This is a genomic window from Mesobacillus selenatarsenatis SF-1, assembly GCF_000813125.1.
GTDB lineage: Bacteria > Bacillota > Bacilli > Bacillales > Cytobacillaceae > Mesobacillus > Mesobacillus selenatarsenatis.
In genome coordinates, this window is the sequence record NZ_BASE01000090.1 from 1 (window position 1) to 26,826 (window position 26,826).

General features: G+C 42.6%; 26 protein-coding genes and 1 pseudogene. 17 read left to right on the forward strand and 10 right to left on the reverse strand.

All coding sequences use genetic code 11. The features are described 5' to 3' along the window. Positions 1–309: 309 nt before the first annotated feature. Together TY49_RS18060 and TY49_RS18065 are read right to left on the reverse strand one after the other, a co-directional pair. Entirely contained in the window at positions 310–1,962 is a 1,653-nt protein-coding gene (locus tag TY49_RS18060) for a CoA-disulfide reductase (RefSeq protein WP_041967311.1), read from the reverse strand. A gap of 293 nt (positions 1,963–2,255) precedes the next feature. Next, on the reverse strand, positions 2,256–2,747 hold the full coding sequence (locus TY49_RS18065) for a YajQ family cyclic di-GMP-binding protein (protein WP_041967312.1): 492 nt from the start codon (positions 2,745–2,747) through the stop codon (positions 2,256–2,258). Positions 2,748–2,917: 170 nt separating this feature from the next. On the opposite strand from TY49_RS18065, the gene TY49_RS18070 reads away from it, so the two are divergent. Next, positions 2,918–3,781 carry a CvfB family protein gene (locus tag TY49_RS18070; RefSeq protein ID WP_041967313.1) on the forward strand — a complete coding sequence of 288 codons (864 nt, stop codon included), beginning with the start codon at positions 2,918–2,920 and terminating at the stop codon, positions 3,779–3,781. A 291-nt stretch (positions 3,782–4,072) separates the two neighbouring features. Here TY49_RS18070 and TY49_RS24350 read toward each other — a convergent pair whose 3' ends face one another. Both TY49_RS24350 and TY49_RS18075 read right to left on the reverse strand, forming a co-directional pair. Continuing rightward, on the reverse strand, positions 4,073–4,204 hold the full coding sequence (locus TY49_RS24350) for a DUF3941 domain-containing protein (protein ID WP_084135539.1): 132 nt from the start codon (positions 4,202–4,204) through the stop codon (positions 4,073–4,075). Between the two features lie 64 nt (positions 4,205–4,268). Further along, complete coding sequence (locus TY49_RS18075) at positions 4,269–5,129, reverse strand: DegV family protein (protein ID WP_041967314.1); 861 nt, start codon at positions 5,127–5,129, stop codon at positions 4,269–4,271. Positions 5,130–5,258: 129 nt separating this feature from the next. On the opposite strand from TY49_RS18075, the gene TY49_RS18080 reads away from it, so the two are divergent. Together TY49_RS18080 and TY49_RS18085 are read left to right on the forward strand one after the other, a co-directional pair. Then, positions 5,259–6,101 carry a YitT family protein gene (locus tag TY49_RS18080; protein WP_041967315.1) on the forward strand — a complete coding sequence of 281 codons (843 nt, stop codon included), beginning with the start codon at positions 5,259–5,261 and terminating at the stop codon, positions 6,099–6,101. A gap of 23 nt (positions 6,102–6,124) precedes the next feature. Continuing rightward, entirely contained in the window at positions 6,125–6,913 is a 789-nt protein-coding gene (locus tag TY49_RS18085; protein ID WP_052442231.1) for a BsuPI-related putative proteinase inhibitor, read from the forward strand. 44 nt (positions 6,914–6,957) lie between these two features. Here the strand turns inward: TY49_RS18085 and TY49_RS18090 are convergent, their stop codons facing one another. The 3 genes from TY49_RS18090 to TY49_RS18095 form a co-directional block, all read right to left on the reverse strand. Then, positions 6,958–7,149: a DUF3813 domain-containing protein gene (locus TY49_RS18090; RefSeq protein ID WP_041967316.1), complete on the reverse strand. Its 192-nt coding sequence runs from the start codon at positions 7,147–7,149 to the stop codon at positions 6,958–6,960. After that, positions 7,150–7,302 (reverse strand): hypothetical protein, encoded by a 153-nt coding sequence (locus tag TY49_RS25070; protein ID WP_167832158.1) that lies wholly within the window; start codon positions 7,300–7,302, stop codon positions 7,150–7,152. It abuts the gene before it with no gap. Between the two features lie 318 nt (positions 7,303–7,620). Beyond that, positions 7,621–8,439, reverse strand: coding sequence for a Cof-type HAD-IIB family hydrolase (locus TY49_RS18095; protein ID WP_041967317.1), 819 nt, complete (start codon positions 8,437–8,439; stop codon positions 7,621–7,623). A gap of 406 nt (positions 8,440–8,845) precedes the next feature. Here TY49_RS18095 and TY49_RS18100 point away from each other — a divergent pair, with 406 nt between their 5' ends. The 3 genes from TY49_RS18100 to TY49_RS18115 all read left to right on the forward strand — a co-directional run bounded on the left by TY49_RS18100 (position 8,846) and on the right by TY49_RS18115 (position 11,538). Further along, on the forward strand, positions 8,846–9,613 hold the full coding sequence (locus TY49_RS18100; RefSeq protein ID WP_041967318.1) for an alpha/beta fold hydrolase: 768 nt from the start codon (positions 8,846–8,848) through the stop codon (positions 9,611–9,613). A gap of 77 nt (positions 9,614–9,690) precedes the next feature. Next, positions 9,691–10,002 (forward strand): metal-sulfur cluster assembly factor, encoded by a 312-nt coding sequence (locus TY49_RS18105; RefSeq protein WP_041967319.1) that lies wholly within the window; start codon positions 9,691–9,693, stop codon positions 10,000–10,002. Between the two features lie 408 nt (positions 10,003–10,410). Beyond that, complete coding sequence (locus tag TY49_RS18115; RefSeq protein ID WP_041967321.1) at positions 10,411–11,538, forward strand: TIGR04053 family radical SAM/SPASM domain-containing protein; 1,128 nt, start codon at positions 10,411–10,413, stop codon at positions 11,536–11,538. 82 nt (positions 11,539–11,620) lie between these two features. Here the strand turns inward: TY49_RS18115 and TY49_RS18120 are convergent, their stop codons facing one another. After that, positions 11,621–12,319: a Crp/Fnr family transcriptional regulator gene (locus TY49_RS18120; RefSeq protein WP_041967322.1), complete on the reverse strand. Its 699-nt coding sequence runs from the start codon at positions 12,317–12,319 to the stop codon at positions 11,621–11,623. Positions 12,320–12,684: 365 nt separating this feature from the next. Here TY49_RS18120 and TY49_RS18125 point away from each other — a divergent pair, with 365 nt between their 5' ends. The 3 genes from TY49_RS18125 (at position 12,685) to cls (ending at position 17,370) form a co-directional block, all read left to right on the forward strand. After that, positions 12,685–14,184: a nitrate/nitrite transporter gene (locus TY49_RS18125; RefSeq protein ID WP_041967323.1), complete on the forward strand. Its 1,500-nt coding sequence runs from the start codon at positions 12,685–12,687 to the stop codon at positions 14,182–14,184. 456 nt (positions 14,185–14,640) lie between these two features. Beyond that, entirely contained in the window at positions 14,641–15,657 is a 1,017-nt protein-coding gene (moaA, locus tag TY49_RS18130; RefSeq protein ID WP_041967324.1) for a GTP 3',8-cyclase MoaA, read from the forward strand. A 201-nt stretch (positions 15,658–15,858) separates the two neighbouring features. Then, on the forward strand, positions 15,859–17,370 hold the full coding sequence (cls, locus tag TY49_RS18135) for a cardiolipin synthase (RefSeq protein WP_041967325.1): 1,512 nt from the start codon (positions 15,859–15,861) through the stop codon (positions 17,368–17,370). 53 nt (positions 17,371–17,423) lie between these two features. On the opposite strand, the gene ric is transcribed toward cls, so the two are convergent. Then, on the reverse strand, positions 17,424–18,122 hold the full coding sequence (ric, locus tag TY49_RS18140; RefSeq protein WP_041967326.1) for an iron-sulfur cluster repair di-iron protein: 699 nt from the start codon (positions 18,120–18,122) through the stop codon (positions 17,424–17,426). A 222-nt stretch (positions 18,123–18,344) separates the two neighbouring features. On the opposite strand from ric, the gene TY49_RS18145 reads away from it, so the two are divergent. From TY49_RS18145 to TY49_RS18160, 4 genes are all read left to right on the forward strand, one after another. Further along, positions 18,345–19,610, forward strand: a complete 1,266-nt coding sequence (locus tag TY49_RS18145) for a molybdopterin molybdotransferase MoeA (RefSeq protein ID WP_041967327.1) — start codon at positions 18,345–18,347, stop codon at positions 19,608–19,610. Next, entirely contained in the window at positions 19,598–20,116 is a 519-nt protein-coding gene (mobB, locus tag TY49_RS18150) for a molybdopterin-guanine dinucleotide biosynthesis protein B (protein ID WP_232310485.1), read from the forward strand. The genes TY49_RS18145 and mobB overlap by 13 nt, the downstream gene beginning before the upstream one ends. A gap of 146 nt (positions 20,117–20,262) precedes the next feature. After that, complete coding sequence (locus tag TY49_RS18155; protein WP_041967329.1) at positions 20,263–20,691, forward strand: respiratory nitrate reductase subunit gamma; 429 nt, start codon at positions 20,263–20,265, stop codon at positions 20,689–20,691. Positions 20,692–20,880: 189 nt separating this feature from the next. Beyond that, positions 20,881–21,597 carry a YwiC-like family protein gene (locus tag TY49_RS18160; RefSeq protein WP_041967330.1) on the forward strand — a complete coding sequence of 239 codons (717 nt, stop codon included), beginning with the start codon at positions 20,881–20,883 and terminating at the stop codon, positions 21,595–21,597. Positions 21,598–21,655: 58 nt separating this feature from the next. On the opposite strand, the gene TY49_RS18165 is transcribed toward TY49_RS18160, so the two are convergent. Continuing rightward, positions 21,656–22,348 carry a Crp/Fnr family transcriptional regulator gene (locus TY49_RS18165; protein WP_052442232.1) on the reverse strand — a complete coding sequence of 231 codons (693 nt, stop codon included), beginning with the start codon at positions 22,346–22,348 and terminating at the stop codon, positions 21,656–21,658. 224 nt (positions 22,349–22,572) lie between these two features. Here TY49_RS18165 and argC point away from each other — a divergent pair, with 224 nt between their 5' ends. From argC to argD, 4 genes and pseudogenes are all read left to right on the forward strand, one after another. Further along, entirely contained in the window at positions 22,573–23,607 is a 1,035-nt protein-coding gene (gene argC, locus TY49_RS18170) for an N-acetyl-gamma-glutamyl-phosphate reductase (RefSeq protein WP_041967331.1), read from the forward strand. Positions 23,608–23,618: 11 nt separating this feature from the next. Beyond that, positions 23,619–24,854, forward strand: a complete 1,236-nt coding sequence (gene argJ, locus TY49_RS18175; RefSeq protein ID WP_041967332.1) for a bifunctional ornithine acetyltransferase/N-acetylglutamate synthase — start codon at positions 23,619–23,621, stop codon at positions 24,852–24,854. Then, a complete protein-coding gene (gene argB, locus TY49_RS18180) occupies positions 24,835–25,641 on the forward strand; it encodes an acetylglutamate kinase (protein WP_198135650.1) in 807 nt (268 codons plus the stop codon). Before argJ ends, argB begins: the two co-directional genes overlap by 20 nt. Then, positions 25,638–26,794, forward strand: a pseudogene (gene argD, locus TY49_RS18185) (acetylornithine transaminase). The gene argB and the pseudogene argD overlap by 4 nt, the downstream one beginning before the upstream one ends. Positions 26,795–26,826 lie beyond the last annotated feature (32 nt).

The following is a 26,826-nucleotide window of genomic DNA, read 5'->3' on the forward strand; positions in this document are numbered from 1 at the left end:
AATTACCCCAAAAAGTGTTGAGAAGCGAAAAAGGGTAAAAGCAGAAGCTCTGAATTACCCCAAAAAGTGTTGAGAAGCGAAAAAGGGGAAATGCAAAAGTCGACACAAACAAAAAAGGCGGCCCCTTTATAAGGAAGCCGCTTCATTCATATTACTCTATAAAGTATAGACCTTTAACACCTAGATTAGTGTCTAGCTCCAGCGCCTAGCCCCTCGAGTCGCTTCGGTCCGCCCAATGAAGTCAAAAAACGACTTCACCGGTCGGCCCTCCAGCGCTTGTCGGGGCTTACCAATGCGCTTGCGCTTTTCTTATTGAAGTTTATTTTTAAAAATTGAATAAGTCTTGTAGCCGCCAGTCAGGTTCTTGACCTTGAAGCCGTTTTGCTGAAGGATACGGGAAGCTAGGTAACCTCTCAAACCAACCTGGCAAGTGATCAGGATTGTTTCATCCTTTGGAAGCTCATCCAGACGATTGCGCAGGTCATCAAGCGGAATGTTCTTTGAGCCTTCAATCTTGCCATCTGCATGCTCTTTCTCAGTACGCACATCAATCATGAATGCGCCGTCCTGAAGCAATTCGTCAACTTCATAATGCTGAACAGTTTCGATCGTTCCGTCAACAATATTGGAAGCTACATAACCAGCCATGTTCACTGGGTCTTTTGCAGAAGAGAATGGTGGTGCGTATGCAAGCTCAAGCTCTTGAAGGTCATAGACGCTCAATCCGCCTTTGATAGCAGTTGCGATGACGTCAATGCGCTTGTCAACTCCATCTTTACCGACTGCCTGTGCACCAAAGATCTTGCCAGTCTCCCTGTCGAAAATGACTTTAAGAGAGATTTGCTCTGCGCCAGGATAGTAACCAGCGTGAGAAAGTGGGTGAATATGAACGACATCATATTGGATGCCCAGTCTGCGCAGTAGCTTTTCACTGTTACCAGTCGTTGCAGCAGTCAATTCGAATACTTTAACGATTGAAGTGCCCAGTGTACCTGGATATGCGATGTTACGGCCATTGATATGGTGTCCGACAATGTGTGCCTGGCGGTTTGCAGGCCATGCCAGTGGAATCATTGTAGGTTGTCCATTGATATAGTCAGTAACCTCGATTGCGTCACCCATTGCATAAATTGATTCATCAGATGTCTGCAGGTATTCATTTACCTTGATACCGCCCCGTTCTCCAAGCTCAAGGCCAGAGTCAGCCGCAAGCTTGTTTTCTGGACGGACACCGATTGACAGGATAATCAATTCTGATTCAAGAACTTTGCCGCTTTCAAGAACAACTTTTGTGCCGTCTTCCAGCACGTCAGTGATACCGTCTCCTAGGATCAGCTCAACGCCATTCTTTCTTAGCTCATCCTCAACGATTGCTGCCATTTCTGGGTCAACTGGACCCATAACCTGTGGCAATTTCTCAACTAGAGTAACATTGACTCCAGCGTGGACAAGGTTTTCAGCCATTTCCAGGCCGATGAAACCTCCGCCGATTACGACTGCATTATTTGGTTTATTGTCTTCTAGATATGCCTTAATTTTATCCATATCCGGAATATTTCTAAGTGTAAATACATTTGCGCTCTTCAAGCCTTCGATAGGAGGTACGATAGGCTTCGCTCCTGGTGATAACACTAATACGTCATAGCTTTCTGTGTATTCATCACCAGTTTGAACGTGTTTGATTGAAACAGTTTTCTCTTCACGGTTGATTGCAGTCACTTCAGAGAAATTGCGGATATCCAAGTTGTAACGTGCATTCATGCTTTCAACAGTTTGCAAAAGCAATTTTTTACGATCTTCGATAACACCGCTAATATGATAAGGCAGTCCGCAGTTTGCGAAAGAAATGAATTCTCCTCTTTCAAAAAGAACGATCTCAGCTTGTTCATCAAGTCTTCTAAGCTTAGTTGCTGTAGTTGCTCCACCTGCTACGCCGCCAACGATTACGATTTTTTTACCCATGGTATTGTCATCCTTTCGGTTGAAAAATTTATGTGTTTTATACCCCTACTGGTATATTAACGTGAAAATAGGGGAAATCCAATAGAACTTTGTGAAGGATTTGTGAAAATTTTATCAATTAAAGTATTTCTTACAGACAAAAGTCACATTTGGATTAATACATTAATTTTAACGTGTAAATAGGATAATACCGTAGGAGGTTTGTGAACCATTTATGACTTTTCAATAAAAGTAAAAGCGGACTATGCTCCTATAGTCCGCTTTTACTCAACATTTTTAGTTTTAGCTGTTTTTTAACGATAATTCACAAATTGCACATCTACTGTAAGATCTGCTTCTTTGACAGCAGCGATGATCTTTTGCAGGTCATCACGGTTTTTGCCTGTTACGCGAACTTGGTCATCCTGGACCTGGCTCTTGATCTTTAAGCCGCTGTTCTTTATAAGTGTGTTAATCTTCTTCGCGTTCTCTTTATCAATTCCCTGAACAAGCTTGGCTTTTTGTCGGACCGTTCCACCTGAAGCCCGTTCAACTTTCCCGTAGTCCAGGTTCTTTATTGGAATGCCGCGTTTGATCATTTTGCTGAATAGAACATCTTTCAACTGGTCAAGCTTAAATTCATCATCGGAAATTAGGACAAGTTCTTCTTTATCAAGTGAAATATCACTTTTGCTGCCCTTAAAATCGTAACGATTCTGGATTTCTTTCATTGCGATGCTGATTGCATTTGTGACTTCAGACATTTCAACTTTGGATACAATATCAAATGAGCTCTCTTTAGACATGGCTACCTCCGGATTAAGAGAAATTTTGCAGCACCAGAAGACAAGGAACTGTCAAAGGCGCTTTCGCTTTTGCTTACATTATAGTAAAATATAGCAGTTCAAACAACTTTACGTAATTTAGAGCTTTTGCTCTTTGGGTAAGATGTTAATAACAAGGCAGGAGGGATTTTATGTCCTTGAACGAATATACAGGTCAGACTTTGGAGCTGACCGTAGCAAGAATTGTTGATTTCGGCTACTTTTTGACGGACGGAGAAGAGGATGTGCTGCTCCATTCCAATGATACAGACATGACATTTGAAGAAGGAGATAAGGTAGAGGTTTTTCTATTTGTTGAATCAAGAGGAAGACTCGCAGCGACAACAACTATACCGAAAGTCCAGGTAGGCCACTATGAGTGGGTACCGGTCGTTGATGTTAAGGAAGGTATCGGCATATTCCTTGATATCGGTATCAGTAAGGATGTTTTGTTAGGTGAGGAAGATTTGCCGGTCGTAAAAGCAGTTTGGCCTCAAGAAGGGGACTTGCTTTATATCACGCTACGAGTAAATCGCAACAATATGATTTATGCGAGAATGGCAACCGACCCTGTCATTCAGGAAATCTCCGTCAATGCTACAAGAAGTGATTTTAACAAGAATGTCCATGGCTATATATATCGGACGGCAAGGGTAGGCAGCTGGATGATCACGGCTGAAGGCTTTAAAGGCTTCATCCACGAATCGCAGCGCCGGACTGAGCCTCGTATTGGCCAGAAAGTAGAGGGAAGAATCATTGATGTAAAACCGGATGGTTCAGTCAATATCTCGCTTTTGCCGCGCAAGCAGGAAGCATTGGATGAAGATGCTGAAAAGATCATGGAATACCTGGAGCTCCGTAATGGTGCAATGCCTTACCATGACAAAAGCATGGCCGAGGACATCCAGGAACGTTTCGGCATGAGCAAAGGCTCCTTCAAGCGGGCAATGGGAAGGCTCATGAAAGAAGGAAAGATTTATCAGGAGAACAACTGGACATATAAAAAAGAAAAATAGAGCCGGTTGGCTCTATTTTTTTTATGAACTAAAAAAGTTTAAATTACACTTTGAGAAGTGTCTTGCTCCAGCGCCTAGCCCCTCGAGTCGCTTCAGTCCGCCCGTTGAAGTCAAAGAACGACTTCAACGGGCGGCCCTCCGTGGCACACGAAGTGCTAGACACGCCAGCCACAGGATAAGGAATGCTTCGTAGCGATTCATCGCACGACCGAAAGCGGTAGCTTTTGGGAGGACGTGGCGTTATTAGGCGGGCAGCGCTTGTCAGGGCTAACCAAGGCGCTTGCGCTTTTATTATAGATGATCTGTTTTCTTCGAGTATTCATTCTTGCCTGCTTTGCGGTTCTTTTCACGCATCATATTTTTTTCATGGCGAAGGGCATTGTTGTCCTTCGGTTTTTTATCGTTATCAGATGTATGTGGCAAATTAAAAACTCCTTTCAGTTTAGGTACATTTTATTTTCCCTAAAACCTGAAAGGAGTATGTAAATTATGATGGCAGTTTATTTAAGAAGAAAATTGCAATCGTACCAGGTCCAGTGTGGGATCCGACTGCTGCACCGATGGAAGTGATAATAACTTCTTTAGCTTTCAGCTCTTCCATGATCATGTTTTTCATTTCAGTTGCTGTCTCAAAATCATCTGCCTGGCTGATGCCAACGATCTGATTTTCAAAACCGACGCCGCGTTCCTTCATTACTTCCACAATCCTGCGAAGAAGCTTTTTCTTTCCACGGATTTTTTCAAGCGGAACCAGTTTCCCGTCCTCCACATTAAGCAGCGGCTTAATATTCAACAGGCCGCCTACGAATGCGGAAGCTTTTGAAACGCGTCCTCCCTTGGCAAGATGGTCAAGGTCATCTACCGTGAATAAATGCTCCATATGCTGGCTGTGGAATTGGACAGCTTTAACGATTTCTTCTTTTGAGAAATTCTCCTTCGCCATCCGTGCTGCTTCCATAACAACTAGTCCATACCCAAGGGATGCACATTTTGTATCGATGATCGACAAGTTGAAGTCAGGGTATTCTTCCTTAACTTGCTGTGCAATCATGACGGCTGTCTGATATGTTCCTGATAATTGTGAAGAGAAAGCTATGTATATTCCATCTTGCTTATTCTCGGCCAATTCCGTAAAAACTTCTTTAAAACCAGCAGGAGAAGCCTGGGAGGTCTTTGGAAGGTTGCCAGCGCGGATTTGATCATACACTTCTTTTGGCTGTATTGTTCGTAGATCCTCGTATTCAGTGTCATTAATATGGACCTTCAACGGGAATAGTATTGCATCATTTTCTTCATAAAAACTCAATGGCAAATCACATGCACTGTCAGCCATGATTTTTACTGTCATAACTTTCACCTGCTTTCAACCTTTTTATGTTAATAGTTTATAGGGAATATGGGAAAAAGACAATTAAATATAGTGATTTTCGGCAAAATAGGGGTACAGGAAGAATAGAAAAGAATAAGGGGGATTTACATGGTCTGGTTGGAAACAAAAAAAATTATCATCGTGGTGATAGGTGCATTCTTGAATGCTATGTCACTGAACTTCTTTTTAATCCCGGCGAATGTCTATGCCAGCGGCTTTACCGGGATTGCTCAGCTCGTTTCGAGCATACTTGGTGAGTTTGCCCCATTTAATATTTCAACCGGGATCCTTCTGCTTCTATTGAATATTCCGGTGACAATCCTTGGTTGGAGGAAGGTAGGGAAATCCTTCACACTTTATAGTTTTATCTCCGTGCTGCTTTCATCTTTCTTTCTTGAAATCATTCCGGTAAAAGAAGTATCGAGTGATATTCTGCTTAATGCCGTTTTTGGGGGAGTCATTGCAGCGTTAGGTGTTGGACTGACCTTAAAATGGGGGGCATCCACAGGAGGAATGGATATTATTGCAATGGTCCTGTCACGTATGAATGATCGTCCGGTTGGTACATATTTCTTTGCCTTGAATGGCATCATTATAATGACAGCTGGCTTTGTATTTGGTTGGGAAAACGCTCTTTATACTCTTGTCGCTCTGTATGTGTCCACACGGTTAATTGATGCCATCCATACACGACATGAGAAACTGACAGCGATGATCGTTACGAAGAAGTCAGATGAATTAAAGAAGGCCATCCATGACAAACTTGTACGCGGTATCACACTGCTGCCTGCCAAGGGAGCTTTTTCTGGAGAACAGAAAGAAATGCTTATCATTGTCGTGACAAGGTATGAATTGTATGACCTGGAACACATTATCAAAGAAGTCGATCCACATGCGTTCACCAATATTGTTGAGACAGCTGGGATCTTCGGTTTTTTCCGAAAGGAGTAATCACTGAAATGGAGGTTTGGTAAATGAGGAAGGTCAGTTTGTTGATCATTTTGTTGTTGATGGCCGTGGCACCTGTCCTGGCGATTGGAGAAGAAAAACAGTCACCAGCAAATCTGGAATACAGTTTTTACATTGACCCTTTGGCTGGCCCTGAGAAAGTTGAGTTTGAAATCGTGCTGCAAAACCTGGGGAATACAGAGCTTTCATTTGAATTCCCAACATCCCAGAAATACGAAATTACCGTCCTGGATGCTAATAAGAAAAAGGTGTATCAGTATTCCGAAGGAAAATCGTTTACCCAGGCCTTTGAAACCTTGACATTGAAGCCGCAGGAGAAAATGAAATGGGTGGAGAGCTGGGATTACTCGACGGCAGGAAAAAGAGTCCAGGAGGGAGAATACAGTGTCACTGCACAGTTGAAAGCAACGAGCATCAATGGAAAACCTGTCGGGGACAAAAAGCTGCTGACTGATACGAAGACAATGTATATCCCTGGGGAAAACCCTGTTTTTAAAGGCATTGTCTCAGAAGGGAGCAAAGGGAATTATAAAATAATGGGTGAAGCCCGGCCAATCAATGGTAAGTTCTTTTATACTGCTGAGGATGGACATAACCAGTTGATCCCTGAAACAGAAGTAGTTCCAGGAGCAAAATATCCACAATGGAAACCGTTCTCGCTGGAAATATCAATACCAGAAAGCAAACTTCCGCAAAATGGGTCAGTCATTCTTAATCTATACGAACGCAGCAAGGATGGCGAAATCATCCATACCTATCCAGTTTTGCTTGAAAGGTTCAATAATCATGATTAGAAAAGTAAAAGCTGGCGGGATTTAATTTCCGCCAGCTTTCACTTTTACTTGCTTTCAATTGAATTCAGCTCGTCCTGAAATGACCGAAGCTGCTCTTTTTCAGCCATTGTCGTATTGGCATAGGCTGATGACAGAGCATTTTTAGCTGTGTTGATGGCTGCAGACTGTTCCGCAGGCTCCGCAGACTGAGCTAACTGGACAGCCTTCCTAGCTTCCTGAAAAAGCCTGTTTCCCATTTAAATTCCCCCTAAAGAGGACTCTCTGACATTCGCCATCTTTTGAGCTTCAGCCTCGGCATAAGTGGTGTGGTAAGGGATTCGTTCATCATGCTTGGAGACAGTATCTACCCCTTGCTGTACAAAACGCTTGGATTTATTGCTTTTACCCATCGTTTTACCCCTCCATCTACGAGCGAATTTGAAACAGGCTATAACGCCGCTTCGCTTATAGTATGCTCTTTTGACATAAAATCAAACGGTTCTGATGCAAGTTCAATTTGGAAGGTACATGCAAATATTAACATTTAACGGACAATTTCAGCAGAACTATTAAAAGAAGTCCGATAGGGCCTGCCTATCGGACAAACAGAGCGAGAATTATCTGGAAAATGTCCGATAGAACCTGTCTAACGGACAAAAAGTGCGGAAATCAACATCAAAATGTCCAATAGAGCTTTCTATCGGACATCTTCAAGAATGTGTTTGGGATTATAATGCTTTCAAATTCAGCAAGTCGTTCAAATAAACGCCAATGCCATCTTCTTCATTAGTCAATGTCATGTCGTTCGCGATGTTTTTCACTTCGTCAACGGCATTGCCCATCGCGATTCCTCGGCCTGCGTATTCAAGCATTTCCAAATCGTTATCCTCATCGCCGAAAGCAATGATGCGGTCAGCTGGGATCTGGAAGTAATCTGATGCTTTCTTTAAGCCAACTGCTTTGTTCAAGCCGTTTTTAACAATTTCGACGACATGGAACGGAGCAGCCCAGCTTCTATGGTCGATCACTTCGGCATGGACTTCTGACAGATGGTTACGGATTTTACGAACATGTTCTTCATCAGCATGAATCAACATACTAGTTGGAGATGTCTTCAAATATCTTCTCAAATCGCCGGTCGTGATATTCGGATTTCCCATATTAAAAATGTCCATCAATTTTTCATCATGATAATGTACATATACATCGTCGATTACTTCGGCAATGATATTGTAGAATTTGAAATCATCAAGTGCTTCGACAATATCCTTAGCCACATTGATCGAAAGTGGAGAATGGTGTACTCCCCAGCTATTATCAAGCGGGTGATGGATAAATGCACCGTTGAAGTTGACGATCGGCGTATCGAGTCCAAGCTCATGGTAGTACATCTCGCTGGAACGGAATGGTCTACCCGTCGCAATCATGACAACATGGCCTGCTTCTCGTGCTTTTTTAATCACGTGTTTGTTCTTTTCTGATATCGTTTTATCATCTGTTAGTAAAGTTCCGTCTAAATCTAATGCAATTAAATGTTTTTCAGCCATAAATACTCCTTCTTATCTCTAATATTTGCTTCATAAGCATGACTTCTAATAAGTGTCTGGCTTCCGCTTGTCGGGGCTCACCAAGGCGCATCCGCTTTTCATATTGTCCAGCTCCAGCGCCTAGCCCCTCGAGTCGCTTCGGTCCGCCCATTGAAGTCAAAGAACGACTTCGGTGGTCGGCCCTCCAGCGCTTGTCGGGGCTGACCAAGGCGCTTACGCTTTTCTATTAATATGCGTATGATTGGCTCTTTTTTCGTAAGAGTTCTACAATACATATATTGGATGATGGTTAATTGGTCTTATAACCACTATGGTAACCATTTTACATATAAATTGTAAAAAAATCATTTTAGATACTTAAAAGTGCGGTAAATTTAATATCAGCTTGCTTCAGGAGGGTTAGTCATTGATTTTAGTCGAGAAGAAACGCATTGAACATATTCCCGTTCTCCATATTGTAAAACAAAAGCAATTTTCAGATAGAATGCCTTTGATTATTTTTTTGCATGGGTTTACGAGCACAAAAGAACGTAACATGCATTATGCTTACCTTTTTGCCGAAAAAGGTTTTAGAGTCATCATGCCTGAGGCGAAATATCATGGAAATCGCAGTGAAGGATTGTCAGAGGCTGAGCTTGGCTACCACTTTTGGGATATCGTCATCAAGTCGATTGAAGAGCTTTCGACAATCAAACAGGAATTGGTGAAGGAAGGACTGGTAGATCTAGCGAGAATTGGTGTTGCTGGTACTTCGATGGGGGGAATTACAACACTCGGCGCACTTGCAAAGTACGAGTGGATAAAGGCTGGTGTCAGCTTGATGGGTAATCCTTCATTTGAAGAGTTTGCATTATGGCAGATGAACGAAATGGAAAAAAGGAATATTCAGATAGGGTTATCTCAGGAACAAGTATCAGCTTTGCTGAATCAGCTGAAAAAGTACGACCTAAGCCTGCAACCTGAAAAATTGAACAACCGCCCGCTGTTATTCTGGCATGGCAAGTTAGATCCAGTCGTACCATATCAATCTGCTTATGATTTTTACGAGCAAAACAGGAAAAGCTATGAGGGAACAGTCGGGATGTTTGAATTCATCACCGATGAAAATGCCGGACACAATGTTTCAAATGCTGGTGTTGAGGCAACTGCGAAATGGTTTGAAAAGCATATCTAATGCCTTTCCGCTTTTAATGAGTATAAAACATTGTTATTATGGGGATAGGTACAGCAATAAAAAAGGAGTGTTCACCGATGGATGAAGAATTAAAAGATAGCATGATGGGTGCGCTTGAGATGGTCGTTGACCCTGAACTTGGCGTCGATATTGTTAATTTAGGGCTAGTATATGATGTGGACTTGAACGAGGAAGGACATGCAACAGTGACAATGACATTGACGTCTATGGGCTGCCCGCTAGCAGGCACGATCGTTGAGCAGGTTAAATTGGCTCTTGCCGACCTTCCAGAAGTAAAAGATACAGAAGTAAATATCGTATTCAACCCTCCATGGTCTAAGGACATGATGTCCCGTTACGCGAAAATTGCTTTAGGCGTAAGGGATTAAGATCTTAACATTTGGCTCTGTTAAAGCCCAATTTTGTTTTTAAAGCCGTGTTGATTGTAGTGGAAGGCGCGAAGACTCCTGCGGGATGAGCGAGTCATGGGGAGACCCCGCAGGCGCAAAAAGCGCCGAGGAGGCTCCCCGACTGCCCGCGGAAAGCGAAGCGCCTGGAACGAAAATCAACAGCCGAATTTAACAGAGCCTAACTTTCAAGCAGCAGGAACCAGCCTGCTGCTTTTTTGCGCCATTTTTCATAATGATTATGTCCTATACGACATGTAACAGGGTTTCAAGTCACAAAACTGTCATACAAAAAGGCAATTATGTCTCTATTTATGTGAGTTAGTTCACTTAATCATGTTGGAAACACTTATATACTTCTTTTATAGAGAAGTACTTAAGGAGGCGCAAATGATGTTTGAAAGAGATTTTAACAAAGACCCATTCATTGTGATTTGGGAACTTACCAGAGCCTGCCAATTAAAATGCCTGCACTGCCGTGCGGAAGCACAATATAGAAGAGATCCGCGTGAATTGTCCTTTGAAGAAGGTAAAGCGCTGATTGACCAAATATATGAAATGAATAATCCGATGCTTGTGTTCACGGGTGGGGACCCATTGATGAGGGAGGACGTTTTTGATATCGCTGAGTATGCGGTGAAAAAAGGCGTGCGTGTTTCGATGACACCAAGCGCGACACCTAATGTGACGAAGGAAGCGATTGAAAAGGCGAAGTCAGTTGGGTTGTCCCGCTGGGCGTTCAGTATCGATGGTCCAACGGCTGAAGTCCATGACCACTTCAGGGGAACAGCAGGTTCCTTTGATTTAACAATGGAAAGAATCAAGTATTTGCATGAGTTGGAAATTCCCATTCAGATCAATACTGTTATTTCACGATATAATATTGAGTATTTAGATGAAATGGCAAAAATGGTTGAAGACCTGGATTGTGTTCTTTGGAGTGTGTTCTTCCTTGTTCCGACAGGACGAGGCCAGGAAAAGGATATGATCTCTCCGGTAGAGCATGAAAAAGTTTTCACCTGGCTGTATGATTTGAGCAAAAGGGTTAAGTTCGATATTAAAACGACTGCGGCGCAGCATTATCGCCGGGTTGTCATCCAGCAAAAAATGCGTGAAGCAAGGGATCATACAGAAGAAATTGATTACTTGACCGCGCTGACAAAGGAAGGGTTAACTGGATCTATCGACGGTCTTGGACGCGCCCCAAAAGGAGTCAATGATGGCAATGGTTTTGTGTTCATTTCGCACGTTGGTGATGTTTACCCAAGCGGACTGCTGCCTGTAAAAGCAGGGAACGTAAGGGAACAGCAGCTTGCTGAAATTTACAGAGATTCTCCTGTCTTCAAGTCATTGAGGAATCCTGACGAGTACAAGGGAAAATGCGGAGTGTGCGAATTCAGGCATGTATGTGGTGGTTCACGCTCAAGAGCATACGCGATGACCGGTGATTACCTGGAGAGCGAGCCATTCTGCGTATACATTCCTAAAGCGTTGAGAAAACAAAAACAGGAGAGCTAAAAAGGCTCTCCTGCTCAGATGAAATTGTTTTTAACATAAAAAGCGAGTGAAGCCAGAAAGGCATTCACTCGCTTTTTTCACTTTAATCAATCGAACAAAAAACAGCCGGGCAGTTTTCGCAGCCGATTTCCTGGCGTAAATAATCTACATCATGAACCAGGATTTTTCCTTTTTTAATTGAAATGATGCCTTCTCGCTTCAGGTCATTAAGGATGCGGTTTGTGCTTTCGCGGGAAGTTCCGCAGAAGTTTGCCAGCTCCTGGTTCGTTAAGGGCAGGTCAATCAAAATGCCGGTGTCTTTATGGACGCCATAGCTGTTAGTCATTCGGATCAAGGTGGAGAATAATGCTCCTTTTTTTCCGTTAAGCACTAAGTCGCGGAATTTAGTCTGAGTTTTACGGAAATGATCGCTCATCCACTTCATGAATTCAAACGCAAGTGACGGATTGTGGAAAATTTCCTTTTCAATCACGTCTTTTCTGATTGCGGCAATTTTCGCATCTTCAAGGATAAGCGCACTTAAGAGGTACTTAGGTGCATCAGTAAAAAGTGTCAATTCTCCGCAAATATCGTTCTCTCCGCAGATCCTTAAGGCAAGCTCCCGGCCATCCTGGGTGACCTTGCTGATTTGGACCTTGCCTCCCAGGATCAAATAAAGCTCCTCAGCCTCCATGCCTTCCTGGAACAGGTATGAACCTTTTTTTACCTGGATCGTCCGGTCGGCAAACTGGAGTAATTCTTTTATTTCAATTGAATGAGTTACTTTAGTTGTGTTTGGCATGGTCATCACCCTTTTTTTGATTTTAGCTCTTTAAGAGAGCTTCTACCGTGGCATAATCTCTATTGGCACAATAATAACACCGGTATAGTGTTAACTAAATATGGATTAAGGAAATGTCAAAATCTCGTCACAATCTAAGACGGTTTTGTTCACATTTTAGAAACAAAGTCGGTCTCTGTCTATTATATCGATAAAAGAAGACAGGTGTTTTGGATGTTTAGCAGTATCTGTGACAGTTTATTGAACAAAGAAGCAGATGTGAAGTTCATCATATCTAACGGTTTTGATTTTTCTTACTATTTACCCAGGGAACTGTTCGGAATTTAAAGCGTATTAAAATATTTGCAAGCAAGAAGGGGGAAATCATGAGAACACAAAAAGTGCAACTGCCGCTCCAAACGCTTAGTCTTGTTGCCGGATTTATGGTATGGGTTATTTTATCGGCATTAATGCCCTTCATCAAAGAGGATATACAGCTGACTGCGAACCAAATTGCGATGGCCACTGCCATACCAGTCGTCCTCGGCTCTATCCTGAGAATCCCGATTGGATACTGGACAAATAAATATGGCGCACAAAAACTGTTTTTTATCAGCTTTGCATTCCTTCTGTTCCCGGTATACTTCATTAGTATCGCTGATTCCTATTCCGATTTGTTGATAGGGGGCTTGTTTGTCGGTATCGGGGGAGCGATATTCTCTGTTGGTGTAACATCGCTGCCGAAGTACTATCCTAAAGAACGCCACGGTTTCGTCAACGGTATATATGGAGTAGGAAACCTTGGGACAGCACTTACAACGTTTTCAGCGCCTGCTATTGCAGCACAGCTTGGCTGGCAGCCAACAGTCAAGCTTTTCATGGTCTTGCTTATAGCATTCGCTTTCCTTAACTATTTCCTCGGTGACAAAAAAGAGCCCAAGGTTGTTACTCCTTTAGGCGAGCAAATCAAGAGCGTATACAAAAACCAGAAGCTTTGGGCTTTAAGTTTGTTCTATTTTTTAACCTTTGGTTCATTTGTAGCCTTCACGATCTATTTGCCGAATTTCCTTGTATCGCATTTTGAACTGGATAAAGTAGATGCTGGCCTTAGGACTGCAGGCTTTATTGCACTGGCAACATTTTTCAGGCCGATTGGCGGCTGGCTGGGGGATAAATTCAACTCGTTTGTCATTCTAATGGTGGTGTTTGCTGGAATGACGATTTCGGGGATACTGCTCTCATTCACGCCTTCATTAACGCTGTATACAATTGGCTGTCTCGCAGTCGCAATCAGTGCCGGTATTGGGAATGGAACTGTCTTCAAGCTTGTACCGCTTTATTTTTCAAAGCAAGCGGGTATCGTCAATGGGATTGTTTCAGCGATGGGCGGATTAGGAGGCTTTTTCCCGCCGCTTATGCTTGCATTCCTGTTCAACCTTACCGGACATTACGCAATTGGTTTCATGGCATTATCCCAGGTGGCACTGGCAAGCTTGATCATCGTTATCTGGATGTACTATCAGGAAAAATTAAGTCTTGCTAAAAATATCATTGACCACACAGCAGAGGGAATAATGGTCACAAATATAAAAGGAACGATTGAAAAAGTAAATCCAGCCTTCACGACTGTAACTGGCTACAGTGCAGAAGAAGTCATCGGAAAAAATCCCCGCATCCTGCAATCGGGTAAGCATGGAGAAGAGTTTTACAAGGAAATGTGGAAATCTGTAAAAGAGCATGGATTCTGGCAGGGGCAAATTTGGAACAAAAAGAAGAACGGTATCATTTATCCAGAATGGCTTACAGTCAGTATAGTTAAAAATGAAGCAGGAGAAATCAAGAATTACGTCGGCATGTTCAGTGAAATGACCCAGAAAGGCAAATAATTCTTTTGAAAGACTGTGTCCTTGATGCAGTCTTTTCTTGCTTTATCAAAAAATAAACTTTTCCACATAGATTAGTGTCTAGCTCCAGCGCCTAGCCAGTTTTCGTCCTTGAGAGTGCTTCCTTGAGTATCTTGCGATAAGCGTTAGCTTTGAGCAGCTCGAGACGTTTCGGTCCGCCCATTGAAGTCAAAGAACGACTTCACTGGTAGGCCCTCCAACGCTTGTCGGGGCTGACCAAGGCGCTTACGCTTTTCTTATGATATTATGACAACATGATGACAATTCTTCATAAAAACACTATCCTGGCAGTTTTTATGTTGTAATATAGACATAAGAATGAAATCTACTATTTTAATAGAGGGCTATTGATGTTACTGTGAGAATATTAACAGTTAACAATCTTTGTTGCTGTTACAATGTCAATAATCATAACTTCTATAATTGGAGTTGACACTAATGGTAAAAAACATAATAAAAGACCAATTAAATAGACCGCTCCGCGACTTGCGTATTTCTGTTATAGATCGATGCAATTTCCGCTGTCAGTATTGTATGCCTGCTGAAATTTTCGGACCTGATTTCGCGTTCTTGCCTAAAAGCGAACTGCTGTCATATGAAGAAATCGAACGTGTGGCTAAATTATTCATTGAACTAGGTGTAGAAAAAATCAGGCTAACAGGCGGAGAGCCGTTAATGCGCAAGGATTTGCACATTCTCGTAAAAATGCTGAATGAGATTGAAGGGTTGAAGGATATCGCTTTGACCACTAATGGTGTAATGCTGCCGAAATATGCTGATGAGCTATATGCTGCAGGCCTAAAACGTGTCAATATCAGTCTGGACAGTCTAAAAGATGAACTGTTCGGTCAAATCAATGGCCGAAATGTTGGTGTCGGACCGGTATTAAAAGGAATTGAAGCAGCGAAGAAGGCTGGCTTGGGTGTGAAAATCAATACGGTAATCAAAAAGGGGCTCAATGATTCCGAGATTATTCCAATGGCTGAATTCTGCAAAAAAGAAGGCCTGGAGCTTCGTTATATTGAATACATGGATGTGGGCAGCACGAACGGCTGGAAAATGGATGATGTCATCACAAAGAAGCAGATCCATGACTTAATCAGCGAGAACTATGAACTAGAACCAGTTGATCCGGAATATTTCGGGGAAGTCGCTAAAAAATACCGATATAAAGGTACTGACATCAATGTTGGCTTCATTTCTTCGGTATCAGAGTCATTCTGCTCAAGCTGTACAAGGTCTCGTTTGTCTGCGAACGGCCAGATTTTCACATGCCTGTTCAATGGCAATGGCCACGATATCCGTGACTTCATGCGCGCCGGTGCTTCAGATGATGAACTTCGCTCACGCATTACGGACGTCTGGAACCATAGAACGGACCGCTATTCAGATGAACGTACGGCTGAAACAGTTGCTAACAGAAAGAAAATTGAAATGTCCTATATTGGCGGCTAAGACTCCTTTGGGGGTCTTTTTTTTTACTGTTTTTTTCAGGAGCCAGTGCCTCGTCTGCAAACTCTTGATCCCTCAATAGCTTAGGTCCAATCTTGCTTCTACGTTTTTCTGGCTTCTGGAAAATTTGGGTATACTATGTTTCCGGACAATTGGTTTATGGGTATACATGAATCTACTATAAATTTGTTGGAGTATACTGGGATGCTAAAAAGAAGACTTGAATTTCTATTCGTATTTATTTTAATGGCATGTTGTTATATTGTGTTTTTTACTGGTTATAGCCAGGGAATCAAAGTAACAGCCATATTGATTTATGCAGTGATTATCCTTATCAGCATGTATTCATTGATGCTTGAAAACCGCTCGGCACAGCACACGCTGATGTGGATGTATGTAATGCTGCTTTTTCCTGTGGGCGGTTATTTCTTCTACCTATTCTCAGGGCAGTTGTATTTGAAGGGTTATTTATATAAAAGCAAGCGTACGAGAGATCGTGACCAGTGGGAAAAACTGATGCGGAAGGAAGAGTCGAGGGACCTTTCTTTTCTGATCGAGAATCAGCAGTGCTTTGCGAAATATGCAAAGAATGCAACATTTACTCCGATTACCACTGCTTCCACGGCAAAAATCCTTAAAAATGGAGAAGAAACGTTTACGGAAATTAAAAAAAGGCTGCGAGAAGCTAAAAAGTTCATTCATATGGAATATTATATTTTCAGGTCCGACAGGCTTGGCAGGGAGATTATTGATATTCTGATTGAAAAAGCGCGCCAGGGTGTCGAAGTGTTGTTCATTTTTGATGCTGCTGGAAGTATGAAGATCGCGGCCACAGATTTAAAGGATATGCAGGAAGCGGGCATAAAAGCGGCTCCTTTTTCCCCGCTCAAGTATGGATTCTTCAATCAAAAATTCAATTTCCGCAACCATAGGAAAATCGTCATCATTGATGGGGAAATAGGTTTTACAGGTGGGTTGAATGTCGGAGTTGAGTATCTAGGGGAAGATCACAAGATCGGTTTCTGGCGTGATACTCACATGATGCTGACAGGAGAGTCAGTATATACTCTTCATAATGTTTTCCTGCTTGATTGGGAATATATTAGCGGCGAGAGAGTCTTGGAGGACCATCGGGCAGAGAAAAAACCACATGAAAATGATGAATTGGATGGTGCTATCCAGGTGGTGCCAAGCGGTCCAGATACACAGCAGGGAATTATGAGTGATTTTTATTATACGATGATGTCCTGTGCAACAAAATCGATATGGATCGCTACTCCTTATTTTGTGCCCGATGAAGCTATACGGACTGCATTGAGAGTAGCCGCAGCAAAGGGAATTGAAGTAAGAATCATGGTGCCGGAAATCAATGACAGCTATCTGACGCAATATGCGAGCCGTTCTTACTACTCTGAGCTTTTGCGAAACGGTGCTGAAATTTATTCCTACAAAAAGGGTTTTTTACACCAGAAGGTCATCATCGTCGATGGGAATATCGCCTCGATCGGAACGGCCAATATGGACATGCGGAGCTTCCATTTAAATTTTGAAGTCAATGTCTTCCTGTTTGGTACAAGTTCGATCAGGGACCTTGTGGCTCATTATGAAGAAGATCTCGAGGATTCGGAAAAAATCAGCCCAGTCCAGTACCATAAGCGAGGGCTTTGGGAAAGGACGAAGGAATCATTCGCGCGGCTGTTCTCCGGGGCTTTATAAAAGCCAGTATAGAAAATGACCTCACCTTAAATAGATGAGGTCATTTTTTTAAATTAGGCAATATACCTTGGGAACAGGATGTTGTTTTCCAGGTGAACATGCATGAACGTATGTGATTCTAATGCTTCCAGACGTTTGTATACTAAGCGATAAGTTCCGCAAGCATCCATTGGAGGATTGAAGTCAGCAGTGATTTCACGTAATTGTTTCAGGATGGACCCTGCATGGTCGTGTTCCTTCTCAAGTTCTGTGATTTCTGCGATCATTTCAGAACGCTTTTCTTCATCAGCAGTATCGAGCTGCAGCAACAGCGGGAAGACAGTCGCTTCCTCTTTTGCCGTATGCTCCAGAAGCTCTTTCTTCAACTCGTAGAAAAGCTCATAGACTTTCAACAGCTCTTCGTGGCGGTCGCCATGGACTTTTGCAACCTTTGTTACATACGGGCTGAGCAATTTCAATTCTTCTTCAAGCTCGCGGTGGTATTTGTTCTTGATATGGTCGATCAATTCCGCAGAGTCAGTTTCTGTCCAGACCTCCATGCTTTCTGCAGCGCCGTTATGCTTGCGATATAGCTCTTCGAGTTCAGCCATGATTGCAGGTACATCCAGTTTCTGTTCGCCAGCCGCTTCTGCCAGAGGACGGTTTCCGCCGCAGCAGAAATCCAGTCTATTCTGCTTGAATAAATCACTTGATTGCGGGAATATATTGACAATATCTTTAACTAAAGAATTTTGATCAAAAGGCATTTTCATGTAGGAAACCTCCAGTAAATTATTTAATACTGTTTACATACTCATCATAAAGGAAATGGTTTTACTACTTGGTGATGTGCATCACACTTCACAAAAAATCTACATATTTTCGGGAGATTTTATGAGAGAATACTGTGAGGTTTGTTATGTTTTCATTTTTACATTACTCTTATAATGAAAAGGGTAAATTTAGAAGTTAAGCCTGTAATAGGAGCTGATTATATGTTAGAGAAAAGAAACCCTATTCCAATTGGAGAGGCAGTTAAAAGAGTGATGGAGCATAAGCAAAAAGGCTCCACTGAATATGTTTCAATCAATGAAAGCTATGGACGCAATCTATCCGAGGACTTGAGAGCCACCAGCGATGTGCCGCATTTTGACAGAGCTCCGTACGATGGATATGCAATCCGTTCTGTCGATACAGAAGAAGCATCTCAAAATCAAGCTGTTGAATTTGAAGTGGTTGACCATATCGGTGCCGGAATGCTTACGGATAAAGAACTTGGGCCATTCCAGGCAGTCAGAATTATGACAGGAGCACAGATGCCTGTTGGTGCTGATGCTGTTGTCATGTTTGAATTGGCCAGTGAAATCGAGCGTGACGGAAAAAAATACATGACAACTAAGCGCAAGCATAAGGAAGGAGATAATGTTTCCTACCGCGGTGAGGATGCAAGGGAAGGGGAAGTGCTTGTTGAAAAAGGCACGTTCATCAATCCGGGAATCCAGGCGATGCTGGCTACTTTTGGATATGCCAAAGTACCTGTTTCGAAAAAGCCAGTAATCGGACTATATGCAACAGGAACTGAATTGCTTGATGTTGATGAACCGCTTGAGCCAGGTAAAATCCGCAACAGCAATTCTTATATGATATCAGCACAGATTCTTCGAGCTGGAGCAGAAGTAAAATACTTTGGCCAGCTTCCTGATGATTTTGATACATGCTTTGATGCAGTAAGCAAAGCGATTGAGGAAGTGGATTTATTCATTACCACCGGCGGGGTTTCCGTCGGGGACTACGACTATCTGCCGGAGATCTACGCAAAGCTGGGAGCAGAGGTGCTGTTCAATAAAGTAGCGATGAGACCGGGCAGCGTCACTACTGTAGCGCAGCTTGATGGCAAGTTATTGTTTGGCCTGTCAGGAAACCCTTCGGCATGCTATGTTGGCTTTGAATTGTTCGCTCGTCCAATCATCAGGACGATGCTCTACACTGAACAGCCTCATTTGAGGAAGGAAAAAGCGATTCTTGATGCCAACTTCCCTAAAGCAAATCCATTTACTAGATTTGTCAGGAGCGCTCTTAGAGTCGAGGATGGCAAACTGGTAGTAACACCTAGCGGCCTGGATAAATCGAATATTATTATGAGCCTTGCTGGAGCTAATTCCCTCATGATTCTGCCTGGCGGTACAAGAGGCTTTGAAGAAGGATCAGAGGTGGATGTTCTGTTGCTGGAGGACCATGTGGGCAGTGATTGGCCTTGGTAAAACCGGTGCTGTTCCAGGTTGCAGGGTACCAAAACAGCGGCAAAACCACGCTTAGCCTAACATTGATCCAGAAGCTTGCTGCGAAAGGCCTGAAGGTTGCGACAGTCAAACACCATGGGCATGGCGGCAGGCCAGAAGTTGTTGAGGGGAAGGATTCCGACAGGCATGTAAAGGCAGGAGCATCTGTCTCTCTTGTAGAAGGGGGAGGCCGGATGGTTATTCATGCTGAAAATGATAAATGGTCTTTATCTGAAGAAATAGATATGCTATCCTTCTTCAAACCTGATGTAATCTTGATTGAAGGTTATAAGAATGAGCCCTATCCTAAGGCTGTCATCCTGCGTGATGAGAGCGATCTGGAGCTAGTGGAAAAGCTGCGAAATATCCATGTGGTTTTATGCCGGAATGCGGAGTTGGCAAAAATGTTACAGGGTTCGTCTCTCCCTGTATTTGAAATTGATGATGGAGTCAACTGGATTTTAGAGTACATCAGCAGTACACACTAGGTGATTTCCTTTAGTCATTAAAGGCTTACCAAGAAAAAGTTCTTATTTTAGACATATACGGCGACTTTTGTCACTGTCACTTCATAGTTACCCAGTTAGAATGTTAAATGGGGTTCATGTTGTGAGATATGTGTGAGGTGAGAGTGATGGAAATGCTACAAATCTTTTTATGGATTGTGTATCCGTATTCGGTTGCGGCAATAGTAGCGATGGGGCTCGTTTGGCAATACGATGCATCAAGAGAAGAAGGAACGCGTTCGAAGGCAGGAAGGTTTCTGCTTGTCGTCGTGAAAACACTTATGGTTGCCAGCACAGCAACGGGCATTGCCATCGTGTTGTCGAGCAGCATAGCGTACGAACCCGTACTGCTGTTTAGATGGCTCATCAGCCTTGCCCAACTGCAGCCAGATATGAGTCTGGTTATGGAGGTATCCATTCTCTCAAAGGTGCATTTTATAGTTGTATTCCTGTTCCTATTGAGTCTGGCATTCACGAAGGAAATTTATTATTTATTAAAACCGCACTTATATATAAAAAAAATCTTTTTAAAACTGCAATTCGAAAGAAGAGGCTGAATCCAGTCTCTTCTTTTTTCATTTTATAAGTACAAGGGCTTTTTAGGGCTGACTAAGGCGCTTACGCTTTTCTTTTTTGACAGTTCGGTGTCAACCGCATTTACACACGTGAAAATGTGATGTGTTTCACTTATTAAACCATTTGCCTGCTTTATATTTAAGGTAAGAAACAAAAGGGAGTGTTCATTCATGAAGTTATTTATGCCAAAACAGCATGGGGCCTGGGCGATGTTGATCATCCCTTTCTGGCTTGGAGCAGCGGCAAGTGAAATAGTCTGGCAGCATATCCCGTTTTTTATTGGATGGCTATTACTATATTTAGGAACATATCCGCTTCTATTGATGTTCAAGAAAAAGAAAATCCCATTTTATCGTAAATGGGTGCTTATTTATATGATACCTGCGCTTGTGTTCTTAATGGTTCCATTGTTCACTACACCAACAATCGTAAGTTTCGGACTTGCGATGATTCCGTTTTTTATGCTCAATGCATACTTCTCTGCTAAAAATAGAGACCGGGCGCTATTGAATGATCTAAGTGCCATCGTTGTATTTTCTATTGCCGGTTTGGCCAGCAGCTTTCTGCCAAGTGGGGAAATCAATGAAAATGCAATCCTTGTTTTTGCTTCCAGTATTCTATTTTTCACGGGAAGTACATTTTACGTGAAAACAATGATTCGCGAAAAGAAAAACAGCCAATTCAAATGGATTTCCTGGACATACCATCTTTTGGTCCCTGTTCTGTGGCTCGCAGCTGGAGAAGTCATAGTCGCTGTTGCCGCAGTGCCAAGCTTGATCAGAGCTATAGCATTTTACGGTAAACCACTTTCTGTCATGAAGGTAGGTATATACGAGATCGTAAACGCAGTGCTGTTTTTTATCATCATGCTATTTGCAATCCTGTAATAACCAATGCAAAATCAATCAATAAGTAAAGCCGCCAGTGATGAACTGGCGGCTTTTGCTATTCTATATTGCATATTTCAACCGGACAATTCTCACAATCTATTTCTCTTTTTAGACGATTGAGTGCATGGACAGTTATGAATCCTTTATCAATTGAAATGATATTACTCTTCCTTAGGTCGCTCAACAATCTGTTCACGACTTCGCGTGAGGTCCCGCAAAAGTTTGCGAGCTCCTGGTTCGTAAGCGATACATCAATCTTCAAGCCATCTTCTGTTTTTACTCCGAAACTGTTCACCATCCGGATGAGGGTTGAGTACAAAGCACCTTTTTTACCATGTAGGACAAGGTCCCTGAACCTTGTTTGCGATTTGCGGTGCTGCAGGGAAAGCCATTTAACTAGTTCCAGTGCCAGCCCGTTATCCTTTTCGATTTCAGCCTCGAGCTTATCCTTTTGAATAACCGCCACCGTCCCGCTTTCCGAGGCACGGGCATTCAAGATATGCTGAGATGCTTGGCTGAACAATGATAATTCTCCAACCAATTCGCCAGCTGAACACATTCTGATTGTTAACTCGCGGCCATCAGGTACCATCTTGCTTATCTGAAATTTCCCGCTCTGAATAATGTACAGCTCATCTGCGGTATTGCCTTCTTCAAAAAGGAAGCGTCCTTTGTCAATGCTTTTGATTCTGTGGACCTTTTCAAAAAGCTTATTCAAATTTGGTGACAACGTTGTTGCAGTCAACATATGAATACCACCTTATTTACGGGAGCATTATACTCCCTTCCGTATCTGATATTAATATAATTATATTGTAAAGCATACAAAGCCAGCAATAAAATTGTGAATTGTTCACATATTGTTAATAAATCTATTGCGTTTTCCTTCCGTTGTTTTTATAATAAAAAGAAATTTATTTATAAATATAAATTTATATGTTTATTTATTCATAAGTTGAAAGGAGGTTTCAAATGAAGGCAGCGATCGTTGGTACCACTGGATATGGTGGGGGAGAATTGATTCGTATCCTGGCAAATCATCCATATATCAGTATTCATTCAATCCACTCAACAAGAGATGAAAAACCTGTTTCCGAAGAGTATCCCCATTTAACAGGAATTTTTGATAAGGTCCTCACCAAGATTGACACTGATAAAATAGCCGATGAAGCAGACATTGTGTTCCTGGCAACCCCTTCAAAAGTTTCCGGAAAGCTTGTTGAATCATTTTTTAAAAAAGGCATAAAAGTTATTGATCTATCAGGTGACTTGAGATTAAAAGACGCATCAGCATATGAAGAATGGTATAAGCATGAATCGGTCGATACCTCTATTTTAAATGAAGCAGTATACGGCTTAAGTGAATGGAATAGAGAGCAGATTATGAATGCGAACCTGCTGGCCAATCCAGGCTGCTATCCGACTGCAGCACTCCTAGGGTTGGCACCGGTGCTGACAGAGAAGCTGATTGAGAAGAATAGTATCATCATTGACGCTAAGTCTGGCGTATCCGGTGCTGGCAGGTCTCCGTCAATGGGCACGTTATACGCAGAGTTGAATGAAAATTTCAAAATTTATAAAGTGAATGAGCACCAGCATATCCCGGAAATCGAACAACAGCTTAGCCTTTGGAATGGCGAAGAGGTAAAGATAACCTTTAGCACACATTTAATACCTGTTACCAGGGGAATCATGGCTACAATATACGTGCAGTTAAAAGAAGATTTGAATACTTCAAGGCTGATAGATTTATATAAAGAAGCATATGATGGTCATCCATTTGTAAGAGTAAGGAAAAATGGAGTGTTCCCGTCAGTCAAAGAGGTCAAGGGATCGAATTATTGCGATATTGGATTGCACGCGGACAGCAGGACTGGAAGGATGACAATTGTATCAGTTATCGATAATTTAATGAAAGGTGCCGCAGGGCAGGCGGTGCAAAATGCCAATATCATGTTTGGATTAGAGGAAACAGCAGGACTAAAGATGATTCCACTGTACCCATAAAGGAGGAAAATATGTATCAGGCAATGACCGACAAGCAGCTAATAAAAAAAATCCCTGATGGAGGAATTTTAACCCCAAAAGGGTTCCAGTGCGGCGGAGTACATGCAGGGCTGCGCTATGCAAAGCATGATTTAGGGATGATTGTAAGCGAGAAGCCGGCAAGCTGTGCTGCTGTATATACGACGAGTCACTTTCAGGCAGCGCCTTTGGTGGTTACACAGCAAAGTATTGCAAAGGAAAAGATCCTCCAGGCAATCGTCGTCAACAGTGCATGTGCGAATGCTTGTACTGGAGAACAAGGATATCAGGATGCATTGAAAATGCGCTCATTGGCTGCAGCAAAAATAGGAATTCCTGAACATCATGTTGCTGTTGCGTCTACGGGTGTCATTGGTGAATTTATGCAAATGGAAAAAATCGAATCTGGAATATGCAAGCTGGCCACCGGCAAAAAAGCTGATGATGCAAGAGATTTCCAAACGGCAATCCTGACAACGGATACGGTAATGAAAAGCTGCTGTTATTCTGCCGAAATTGACGGGATGACAGTGAGTATGGGTGGAGCCGCGAAAGGTTCAGGGATGATTCACCCAAATATGGCAACGATGCTTGGTTTTTTAACAACAGATGCAAATATCTCAAGTGAAAACCTGACTGCCGCGCTAAAAAATGTAACGAACACAACCTTCAATCAAATTACAGTAGATGGAGATACATCAACGAACGATATGGTTCTGGTGATGGCAAATGGAAGTGCTGGAAATCAGTTGTTGAATCCAGACCATCCAGATTGGCCAGTTTTTGTAGAACTGTTAAAAGAAAGCTGTGCAAGTCTAGCAAAACAGATCGCAAAGGATGGAGAGGGAGCAACTAAATTAATTGAGATATCCGTAGCAGGCGCAATGTCTGATGAAGAGGCTCGAGTGATAGGTAAACAGATTGCCGGATCCAATCTTGTCAAAACAGCAGTCTACGGGGCCGATGCGAACTGGGGACGGATCATTGGCGCGATTGGTCAAAGTCAGGCATCCTTAAATCCAAAAACAGTCGATATCTCCCTTGGAGAAATTACTATGCTGAAAAATAGTACACCCGTTGCCTTTGATGAAGATCAGGCGAGGGAGTATCTGTTGAATGACAAGGTCGAAATCTTCGTTGACCTCCATGTGGGTGAAGGGAAAGGAATGGCCTGGGGCTGCGATCTTTCCTATGATTATGTGAAAATAAATGCAAGCTATCGGACATAAAGGGGCGGATTCATTGGAAACAGTGGTCATTAAATGCGGCGGAAGTGTGTTAGAGGAGCTTAATGACAATTTCTTCAATAGTCTAGAAGAATTGATGAAGGATGGTTTTTCTCCCGTCATCGTTCACGGGGGCGGACCAGCAATCAATTCGATGCTAAATTTATATAATATCCCGGCGAATTTCAAAGATGGTCTTAGAGTGACGTGTGAAAAGACGATGGGAATTGTTGAAATGGTACTGTCCGGACAAACCAATCGTCAGCTATGCAGCATGTTAACGAAGCAGGATTTCAATGCTCTGGGCATCAATGGCAGCGATGGACTTTGCCTTCAGGCGGAATATATTGATAAACAGGGCTTAGGATATGTTGGGACTATTACCAAGGTAAACACTGAACTGATTATGCTGGCGGTTCATAATGGCTATATTCCAGTGGTTACGCCAATCGGCATTGCCGAGGATGGCAGCAAGCTTAATATAAATGGCGATTATGCTGCTGCTTCGATAGCGAAAGCCTTGAAGGCTGAACGCTGTGCATTCGTAACCAATGTTGACGGAATCCTGATAGATGGTGAGTTGATGAGCGAAATTACTGATAGCCAAATAGAAAGCTATATTTCTGAAGGAAGCATCTATGGAGGAATGGTTCCAAAGGTGAAATCCGCATTGTCAGCTACAGCGGCAGGAGTAGACACTGTCATGATCATATCTGGCAAAAAGCAATTCTATACAAATAACTGCTGGCACGGAACAGCGATTGCCGCAAAAGAAGAGGTGTTTAAATGAGTCATTTATTTCCGACCTATCAACGATGGGAAATCGAACCTGAAAAAGCAGCAGGGTCGATCATATATGGAAAGGACGGACAACAATACCTTGATTTTACTTCAGGCATCGGTGTCTGCAATTTGGGCCATCGCCCTGAAGCAGTGGAACATGCAATCAAGGAACAACTGGATTTATTCTGGCATGTATCGAATCTATTTCCGCAAAGCATCCAGGAAGAAGCAGCGAAAAAGCTCGCAGAGGGATCAGGACTGGGTTGTGTTTTTTTGCCAATAGTGGAGCTGAAGCAAACGAAGCAGCTATTAAACTGGCAAGGAAAGCTACTGGCCGAACCAAAATCATCACGTTCCTGCAATCCTTTCACGGCAGGACTTTCGCCGGGATGGCTGCGACTGGACAGGAAAAAATCAAGCAAGGGTTTGGAAGCATGCTTGAAACATTTATCCACCTGCCATTCAATGACCTGGAAGCTTTAAAAACTGAACTGGACTCTGATACAGCGGCGGTAATGGTTGAAATTGTCCAGGGGGAAGGCGGTATCCATGTCGTATCAACCGAATTTATAAAAGAAGCTGCAAAGTTATGTGCTGAAAACGGCGTCCTGCTAATTATCGATGAAATCCAGACCGGAATCGGGCGGACAGGGAAGCCATTTGCATTTCAGCATTTTGGGATTGAACCTGATATCATTACCGTTGCAAAAGGTCTTGGTAACGGACTTCCAATAGGAGCTGCCATCGGCAAAGCGGAACTGGCGCAGTTTTTTGGTCCAGGAACCCATGGATCGACATTTGGGGGAAATCCGATCAGTACGGCAGCAGCGATCGCTGTTATGGACATCATTTTTAACGATGAATTCTTAAAGGAGGCATCCGATAAAAGTAGACTACTGTTTGAGTTGCTGCACAAGGAACTGTGCTGTTTGGAAGTGGTGAAAGAAATCAGGGGACTGGGATTGATGGCTGGAATTGAACTGACTGTTGCTGCACAGCCAATATTAGCTGAGATGAGAAAATCAGGACTTATTGCGTTGCCGGCAGGAGAAAAGGTAGTCCGTTTGCTTCCGCCGCTGAATGTTACAGCAGAGGAGATAGAAAAGGCTGTTTCTTTATTAAAAGGAACTTTAATTAAATCTAAGATAACAGCATTATAGCAGTAAATTTTTTTGAGATTTTATGTATAAAA

Bases quoted from the DNA above. Each gene is read 5' to 3' on its own strand.
- moaA (WP_041967324.1), top strand. From the start codon at position 14,641: ATGGTAAAAAACATAATAAAAGACCAATTAAATAGACCGCTCCGCGAC.
- TY49_RS18120 (WP_041967322.1), bottom strand. From the start codon at position 12,319: ATGCCAAACACAACTAAAGTAACTCATTCAATTGAAATAAAAGAATTA.
- cls (WP_041967325.1), top strand. From the start codon at position 15,859: ATGCTAAAAAGAAGACTTGAATTTCTATTCGTATTTATTTTAATGGCA.
- TY49_RS18115 (WP_041967321.1), top strand. From the start codon at position 10,411: ATGATGTTTGAAAGAGATTTTAACAAAGACCCATTCATTGTGATTTGG.
- TY49_RS18075 (WP_041967314.1), bottom strand. From the start codon at position 5,129: ATGACAGTAAAAATCATGGCTGACAGTGCATGTGATTTGCCATTGAGT.
- ric (WP_041967326.1), bottom strand. From the start codon at position 18,122: ATGAAAATGCCTTTTGATCAAAATTCTTTAGTTAAAGATATTGTCAAT.
- TY49_RS18065 (WP_041967312.1), bottom strand. From the start codon at position 2,747: ATGTCTAAAGAGAGCTCATTTGATATTGTATCCAAAGTTGAAATGTCT.
- argB (WP_198135650.1), top strand. From the start codon at position 24,835: ATGCAAGCTATCGGACATAAAGGGGCGGATTCATTGGAAACAGTGGTC.
- TY49_RS18090 (WP_041967316.1), bottom strand. From the start codon at position 7,149: ATGGGAAACAGGCTTTTTCAGGAAGCTAGGAAGGCTGTCCAGTTAGCT.
- argJ (WP_041967332.1), top strand. From the start codon at position 23,619: ATGTATCAGGCAATGACCGACAAGCAGCTAATAAAAAAAATCCCTGAT.
- TY49_RS18070 (WP_041967313.1), top strand. From the start codon at position 2,918: ATGTCCTTGAACGAATATACAGGTCAGACTTTGGAGCTGACCGTAGCA.
- TY49_RS18125 (WP_041967323.1), top strand. From the start codon at position 12,685: ATGAGAACACAAAAAGTGCAACTGCCGCTCCAAACGCTTAGTCTTGTT.
- TY49_RS18165 (WP_052442232.1), bottom strand. From the start codon at position 22,348: ATGTTGACTGCAACAACGTTGTCACCAAATTTGAATAAGCTTTTTGAA.
- TY49_RS18085 (WP_052442231.1), top strand. From the start codon at position 6,125: ATGAGGAAGGTCAGTTTGTTGATCATTTTGTTGTTGATGGCCGTGGCA.
- TY49_RS18160 (WP_041967330.1), top strand. From the start codon at position 20,881: ATGAAGTTATTTATGCCAAAACAGCATGGGGCCTGGGCGATGTTGATC.
- TY49_RS18060 (WP_041967311.1), bottom strand. From the start codon at position 1,962: ATGGGTAAAAAAATCGTAATCGTTGGCGGCGTAGCAGGTGGAGCAACT.
- TY49_RS18155 (WP_041967329.1), top strand. From the start codon at position 20,263: ATGGAAATGCTACAAATCTTTTTATGGATTGTGTATCCGTATTCGGTT.
- TY49_RS18080 (WP_041967315.1), top strand. From the start codon at position 5,259: ATGGTCTGGTTGGAAACAAAAAAAATTATCATCGTGGTGATAGGTGCA.
- TY49_RS18105 (WP_041967319.1), top strand. From the start codon at position 9,691: ATGGATGAAGAATTAAAAGATAGCATGATGGGTGCGCTTGAGATGGTC.
- argC (WP_041967331.1), top strand. From the start codon at position 22,573: ATGAAGGCAGCGATCGTTGGTACCACTGGATATGGTGGGGGAGAATTG.
- TY49_RS25070 (WP_167832158.1), bottom strand. From the start codon at position 7,302: ATGGGTAAAAGCAATAAATCCAAGCGTTTTGTACAGCAAGGGGTAGAT.
- TY49_RS18095 (WP_041967317.1), bottom strand. From the start codon at position 8,439: ATGGCTGAAAAACATTTAATTGCATTAGATTTAGACGGAACTTTACTA.
- TY49_RS18145 (WP_041967327.1), top strand. From the start codon at position 18,345: ATGTTAGAGAAAAGAAACCCTATTCCAATTGGAGAGGCAGTTAAAAGA.